At 60.8% G+C, this 6,896-nt stretch carries 1 protein-coding gene (running past one end of the window); it reads left to right on the plus strand.

Annotation, left to right across the window (positions count from 1 at the left end; translation table 11 throughout):
* Positions 1-6,896, plus strand: part of the annotated coding region (locus tag ALQ04_RS05850) for a non-ribosomal peptide synthetase (RefSeq protein ID WP_122314912.1) (this coding region is incomplete at its 5' end). 6,610 nt of the annotated region lie beyond the right edge of the window; 6,896 of its 13,506 annotated nt are in view.

A 6,896-nucleotide genomic window follows, 5' to 3' on the forward strand; every position in this document is an offset into this window, starting at 1 on the left:
GCCGGTGTGGCGCGTGGTTATCTGAACCGTGACGACCTGACTGCGGAACGCTTCCTGGCCGATCCATTCAACGCCGGAGCGCGCATGTACCGCACCGGCGACCTGGGTCGCTGGCTGGCGGACGGCAATATCGAATACCTGGGTCGTAACGACGATCAGGTGAAAATTCGCGGTTTCCGTATCGAACTGGACGAGATCGAAGCCAAGCTGGCGCGCCATCCTGCCGTGAAGGAAGCGGTGGTCATGGCTCGCGAGGATGTGCCGGGTGACAAGCGTCTGGTGGCGTATTTCACCTCGACCGAAGTTGAAGCCGATCTGGAAGCTTTGCGCAGCCATCTGCAAAGCCAGTTGCCGGAATATATGGTCCCGGCAGCCTATGTCTATCTTGAAGCACTGCCGCTAACCCCGAACGGCAAGCTGGACCGCAAGGCATTGCCAGCACCGGACCAGCAATCCCTGATCAGCCGTGATTACGAAGCCCCGCAAGGCGCAACCGAAACAGCGTTGGCGCAGATCTGGGCCGAAGTGCTGCAGGTCGAGCGCGTGGGGCGTCATGATCACTTCTTCGAGCTGGGCGGTCACTCATTGCTGGCGGTCAAGCTGATCGAGAAGATGCGTCAGCAAGGCCTGAGCGCCGATGTGCGGGTACTGTTCAGCCAGCCAACCCTGTTGGCGCTGGCCGCAGCAGTGGGCAGTGGCACGGAAATTCGCGTACCGGCCAATCTGATCGAGCCCGGCTGCACGCGGATTACGCCTGAAATGTTGCCTTTGCTGGACATCAGCGCAGAGCAGCTTGAGCGGGTCATCGCGTCGATTCCCGGCGGTGCGGCCAATATTCAGGACATTTACCCGCTGGCGCCGTTGCAGGAAGGCATTCTTTATCACCACCTCACAGCCAAGGCTGGCGATCCTTACGTATTGCAGGGCGTCTTCGGTTTCGATAGCGAAGCGCGGCTGGGTAGTTTCGCCAGTGCGCTGCAGCATGTGATCGACCGCCACGATATCCTGCGCACCTCGCTCTATTGGGAAGGCCTGGACGAACCGCTGCAAGTCGTCTGGCGTCAGGCCCGCCTGGAAGTGGAATGCCTTGAGCTGGACCCGGCGCAAGGCGATATCGCCAGTCAGTTGCACGCGCGTTTCGATGCTCGCCAGCACCGTATGGACGTAGGGCAGGCGCCACTGCTGCGGTTGCACTATGCCCATGATCCGGCCAACCAGCGCTGGATGGCGCTGCTGCTGTTCCATCACCTGGTCATGGACCACACCGCGCTGGACGTGGTCAGCCATGAGATGGAGGCTTATCTGCTGGGTTCGGCACAGCACCTGAGCGAGCCAGTACCGTATCGCAACTATGTGGCCCAGGCGCGTCTGGGCGTCTCGCAGCAGGAGCACGAAACCTTCCTGCGCGGCATGCTCGGTGACGTGGAGGAACCCACGCTGCCGTTCGGCTTGCATGAAGTGCAGGGCGAAGGCTGCTGTATCGAAGAGCACCGCGCCGCACTGGATCCGGAGCTGAGCCTGCGACTGCGGGCCCAGGCGCGTCTGCTCGGCGTCAGCGTGGCCGCATTGCATCACCTGGCCTGGGCCCAGGTGCTGAGCGCCGCCAGTGGTCGCGACGACGTGGTCTTCGGCACGGTACTGATGGGCCGCCTGAGCGGCGGTGACGGCGCCGACCGGGCGCTGGGCATGTTTATCAATACCTTGCCGCTGCGCCTGCAACTGGGTGCCAGCGAAGTACGGGCGAGTGTCCGGGAAACCCACGCCCGGCTGAGCGCCTTGCTGGCCCACGAACATGCGCCGCTGGCGCTGGCCCAGCGTTGCAGTGGTGTACCGGCCGCGACGCCATTGTTCAGTGCGCTGCTCAACTACCGCTACAGCGCAGCAATCGTCGAGCATCGTCTGTCGTCGGCCTGGGAAGGTATCGAGCCGCTCAAGGGCGAGGAGCGCACCAACTATCCACTGACCCTGTCGGTGGATGATCAGGGCGAAGGTTTCGACCTGACTGTGCTGGTAGAGGAGGGTATCGGTGCCGAGCGCGTGGTGGCTTACATGAGCACGGCACTGGCACGGCTGGTCGAGGCACTGGAGCAGCATCCGGCTACCGCGCTTAATGCCATTACCGTTCTGCCCGAAGCCGAACGCGAGCAATTGCTGCATGCTTTCAACGACAGTACGACTGACTATCCACGCGACAGCTCCGTGCATGGTCTGTTCGAGGCGCAAGTCGCTGAGCAGCCGACTGCCGTGGCAGCGGTGCATGGCGAACATTCCCTGACTTATGCCGAACTCAATGCCCGCGCCAATCGCCTGGCCCATCATCTGCTTGAACAGGGTGTTGGTGCAGGCGATGCCGTAGCGATTCTGCTGCCGCGTTCACTCGATCTGCTGGTAGCACAACTGGCGATCAATAAATGTACGGCGCTGTACGTACCGCTGGATATCAATGCACCTGAAGAGCGTCAGGCTTTCATGGTGCAGGACAGTGGTGCGCGTTACGTACTGGTACATGGCGATCAGATTGTTCCGCAAGGTGCTGCACGGATTGATCTGGACCGCCTCGATCTTTCACAACAGCCTGAAAGCAATCCGCAACTGGCCAGTTCCAGCGAAGCTGCGGCCTACATCATGTATACCTCAGGCTCGACCGGTACGCCCAAAGGCGTACTGGTGCCGCATCGGGCGATTGTGCGGCTGGTGATCAATAACGGTTATGCCGATTTCAAGGCGTCGGATCGGGTGGCGTTTGCTTCCAACCCGGCATTTGATGCCAGCACCCTGGATGTCTGGGCACCGTTGCTCAATGGCGGCTGTGTAGTAGTGGTCGATCAGGATGTGCTGCTGTCGCTGCCGGAGTTCAAGACCTTGCTGCTGGAGCAATCGGTCAGCGTGCTGTGGATGACGGCTGGCTTGTTCCATCAATATGCAGCCGGTCTGTACGACGCTTTTGCACAACTGCGCTACCTGATCGTCGGCGGCGATGTGCTGGACCCTGCGGTGATCGCCCAGGTCCTGAAACACGGCGCACCGCAACACTTGCTCAATGGCTATGGCCCAACCGAAGCGACAACCTTCTCGGCCACCCATGAAATCAAGGCTGTGGGCGAGGGCAGTATCCCGATTGGCAAACCATTGGCCAATACCCGGCTGTACGTGCTGGATGCCCGACAGCAGCCGGTGCCGCTGGGCGTGACCGGCGAGTTGTATATCGGTGGCGACGGTGTGGCGTTGGGTTATCTGAACCGCGCCGATCTGACCGAGCAGGTGTTTGATGCCGATCCATTCAGCGCTGATCCTGCCGCACGCTTGTACCGCACCGGCGACCTGGCCTGCTGGCGGGCGGATGGCACGGTTGAATATCGTGGCCGCAATGACCATCAGGTCAAGATCCGTGGTTTCCGGATCGAACCGGGAGAGATTGAAAGCAGACTCGCTGCTCACCCAGCAGTAAAAGATGCGGTGGTGTTGGTGCGTGAAGATATGCCGGGCGACAAGCGTCTGGTGGCGTATTTCACCGCCAGCGATACCGAAGTCGATCTGGAAAGCCTGAGAGCGCACCTGAACGGCCAGTTACCGGACTATATGGTCCCGGCCGCCTATGTGCGTCTGGAAACACTGCCGCTGACCAATAACGGCAAGCTGGACCGCAAGGCCTTGCCAGCGCCGGATCAGCAAGCACTGATCAGTCGCGGCTACCAAGCCCCGCAAGGCGAAATAGAAACCGCGTTGGCGCAGATCTGGGCCGAAGTGCTGCAGGTCGAGCGCGTCGGGCGTTTCGATCATTTCTTCGAGCTGGGCGGCCACTCGCTGCTGGCGGTCAAGCTGATCGAGAAAATGCGTCAGCAAGGGCTGAGCGCCGATGTTCGGGTGCTGTTCAACCAGCCAACCCTGATGGCTCTGGCTGCCGCCGTGGGCAGTGGTACGGAAATTCGCGTGCCGGCCAACCTGATCGAGCCGGGCTGCACGCAGATTACGCCTGAGATGCTGCCGCTGCTGAATATCAGTGAGGCACAGCTTGAGCAGGTCATCGCCTCCATTCCCGGCGGCGCGGCCAATATTCAGGATATCTACCCGCTTGCCCCGTTGCAGGAAGGGATTCTTTATCACCACCTGGCGGCCGAGCAGGGCGATCCCTACGTGTTGCAGGCGGTCTTCGGCTTCGCCAGCGAAGCGCGCCTCAATGCCTTTGCCAGTGCGCTGCAAAACGTGATCGAGCGCCACGATATCCTGCGCACTTCGCTCTATTGGCAAGGCCTGGACGAACCGCTGCAAGTGGTCTGGCGCCAGGCGCAGTTGGGCCTGGAGCAGATCGTGACGGACGGATCTTCCGAGGATGTAACGACCCAGTTGCAGGCACGCTTCGATGCCCGCGAACACCGGATGGACATTCGCCAGGCACCGTTGATGCGAATTGCCTATGCCGAGGATCCGCTCAATCAGCGCTGGGTGGCATTGCTGCTGTTCCATCACCTGGTCATGGACCACACCGCGCTGGAAGTGGTCAGCCAGGAGATGGAAGCGTATCTGCTGGATGACACCCGGCATTTGCATCCGCCGGTGCCGTATCGCAACTATGTGGCCCAGGCGCGACTGGGGAACAATCAGGCAGCTCAGGAAGCGTTTTTCCGCGAGATGCTTGGTGATATCGACGAGCCAACCCTGCCGTTCGGCCTGCATGAAGTGCAGGGTGAAGGTCGCGATATCGAGGAACACCGCCTCGCACTGAGCAGGGAATTGAGCCTGAGGCTGCGGGCTCAGGCCCGTCAGTTCGGGGTCAGTGTGGCGTCCTTGCATCACCTGGCCTGGGGCAAGGTGCTGAGTGCCGCCAGTGGGCGCGACGATGTAGTGTTCGGCACCGTATTGATGGGCCGCCTGAATGGCGGTGACGGCGCGGATCGAGCGCTGGGCATGTTCATCAATACCTTGCCGTTGCGCCTGCAACTGGGTACCTGCGAGGCTCAGGCGGGTGTGCGGGAAACCCACGCACGCCTGAGCGCCTTGCTGGCCCACGAGCATGCGCCGCTGGCACTGGCCCAGCGTTGCAGCGGTGTAGCGGCTTCGACGCCATTGTTCAGCGCGCTGCTTAACTATCGCTATAGTGCGGCGCCCGGTGAGCACAGTCTGTCGCCGGCCTGGCAGGGCATCGAATCGCTGCTGGGCGAGGAACGCACCAACTATCCATTGACCCTGTCGGTGGATGATCAGGGTGAAGGTTTCGAGCTGACCGTGCTGGTCCAGAACGGTATCGGCGCTGCGCGGGTGGCGGCTTATATGAGCACGGCGCTGACCGAGCTGGTCAATGCGCTGGAAAACACACCGACTGCGTCGCTTCACTCGATTCAGGTATTGCCTGACGAAGAACTTGCGCAACTGTTGCAGGGCTTTAATGTCACGGCTGCGGAGTATCCGCTCGATGAAACCGTGCATGGTCTGTTCGAGGCGCAGGTTGAGCGTACGCCGGATGCCGTGGCTGTGGTGCATGGCGATTTGCGCTTGAGTTATGCCGAACTGAACCAGCGCGCCAACCGCCTGGCTCATCACTTGCGCAGTCAGGGCGTGATCCCGGATTCGCGGGTGGCGATCTGTGTCGAACGCGGGATCGAGATGGTGGTCGGGCTGCTGGCGATCATGAAGGCGGGCGGCGGTTATGTGCCGCTGGATCCGGCTTATCCGCTGGAGCGAATTGCCTATATGTTGCAGGACAGTGCTCCGGCAGCGGTGCTGGCACAGACCTCTACGCTGGAAATGCTGTCGGCGGCTTCGGTGCCTTTGGTTAATCTGGATGAGGAAGTCTGGCAGGATCAATCCGTCTCCAATCCGCTGATTGCAGAACTGACTCCAGCGCATCTGGCCTATGTGATCTACACCTCGGGTTCGACCGGCCTGCCGAAAGGCGTGATGATCGAGCACCGCAATACGGTCAACTTCCTGACCTGGGCGCAGCAGTCATTTGAACCGGAAGTGCTGGCCAAAACCCTGTTCTCCACCTCGCTGAACTTCGACCTGGCAGTTTACGAGTGCTTTGCACCGCTGATTTCCGGTGGCTGCATCGAAGTGGTCAGGAATGTGCTGGCTCTTCAAAACGGCGAGCATGACGTCACCCTGATCAATACCGTGCCTTCGGCGCTGAAAGCGTTGCTGGAGTCCGATGGATTGGGGCAGGGCGTACACACAGTCAACGTCGCCGGCGAAGCGCTCAAGGGCTCTCTGGTTGAAAGCCTGTTCGAGCAAACCAGCGTCAAACGCCTGTGCAATCTCTATGGTCCATCGGAAACCACGACCTATTCCAGTTGGGTCGCAATGGATCGCGAAGACGGCTTTGCATCCCACATTGGCAAACCGGTGGCCAACACACAGTTCTACCTGCTGGACGAACATCGCCAATTGGTGCCATTAGGCGTTCCTGGTGAAATCTATATCGGCGGTGCCGGTGTGGCGCGTGGTTATCTGAATCGCGATGACCTGACGGCCGAACGCTTCCTGGCTGATCCATTCAACGCCGGAGCGCGCATGTACCGCACCGGAGACCTCGGTCGCTGGCTGGCGGACGGCAATATCGAATACCTGGGGCGTAACGACGATCAGGTGAAAATTCGCGGTTTCCGTATCGAACTGGGCGAGATCGAAGCCAAGCTGGCGCGCCATCCTGCCGTGCAAGAAGCGGTGGTCATGGCCCGCGAGGACGTGCCAGGCGACAAGCGTCTGGTGGCGTATTTCACCTCGACCGAAGTTGCAGCCGATCTGGAAGCTTTGCGCAGCCATCTGCAAAGCCAGTTGCCGGAATATATGGTCCCGGCAGTCTATGTCCATCTTGAAACACTGCCCCTGACCCCGAACGGCAAGCTGGACCGCAAGGCGCTGCCGGCTCCGGATCTGCAATCCCTGATCAGCCGTGGCTA

The sequence above is a fragment of the Pseudomonas cichorii genome (assembly GCF_003700275.1).
Lineage (GTDB): Bacteria > Pseudomonadota > Gammaproteobacteria > Pseudomonadales > Pseudomonadaceae > Aquipseudomonas > Aquipseudomonas cichorii_B.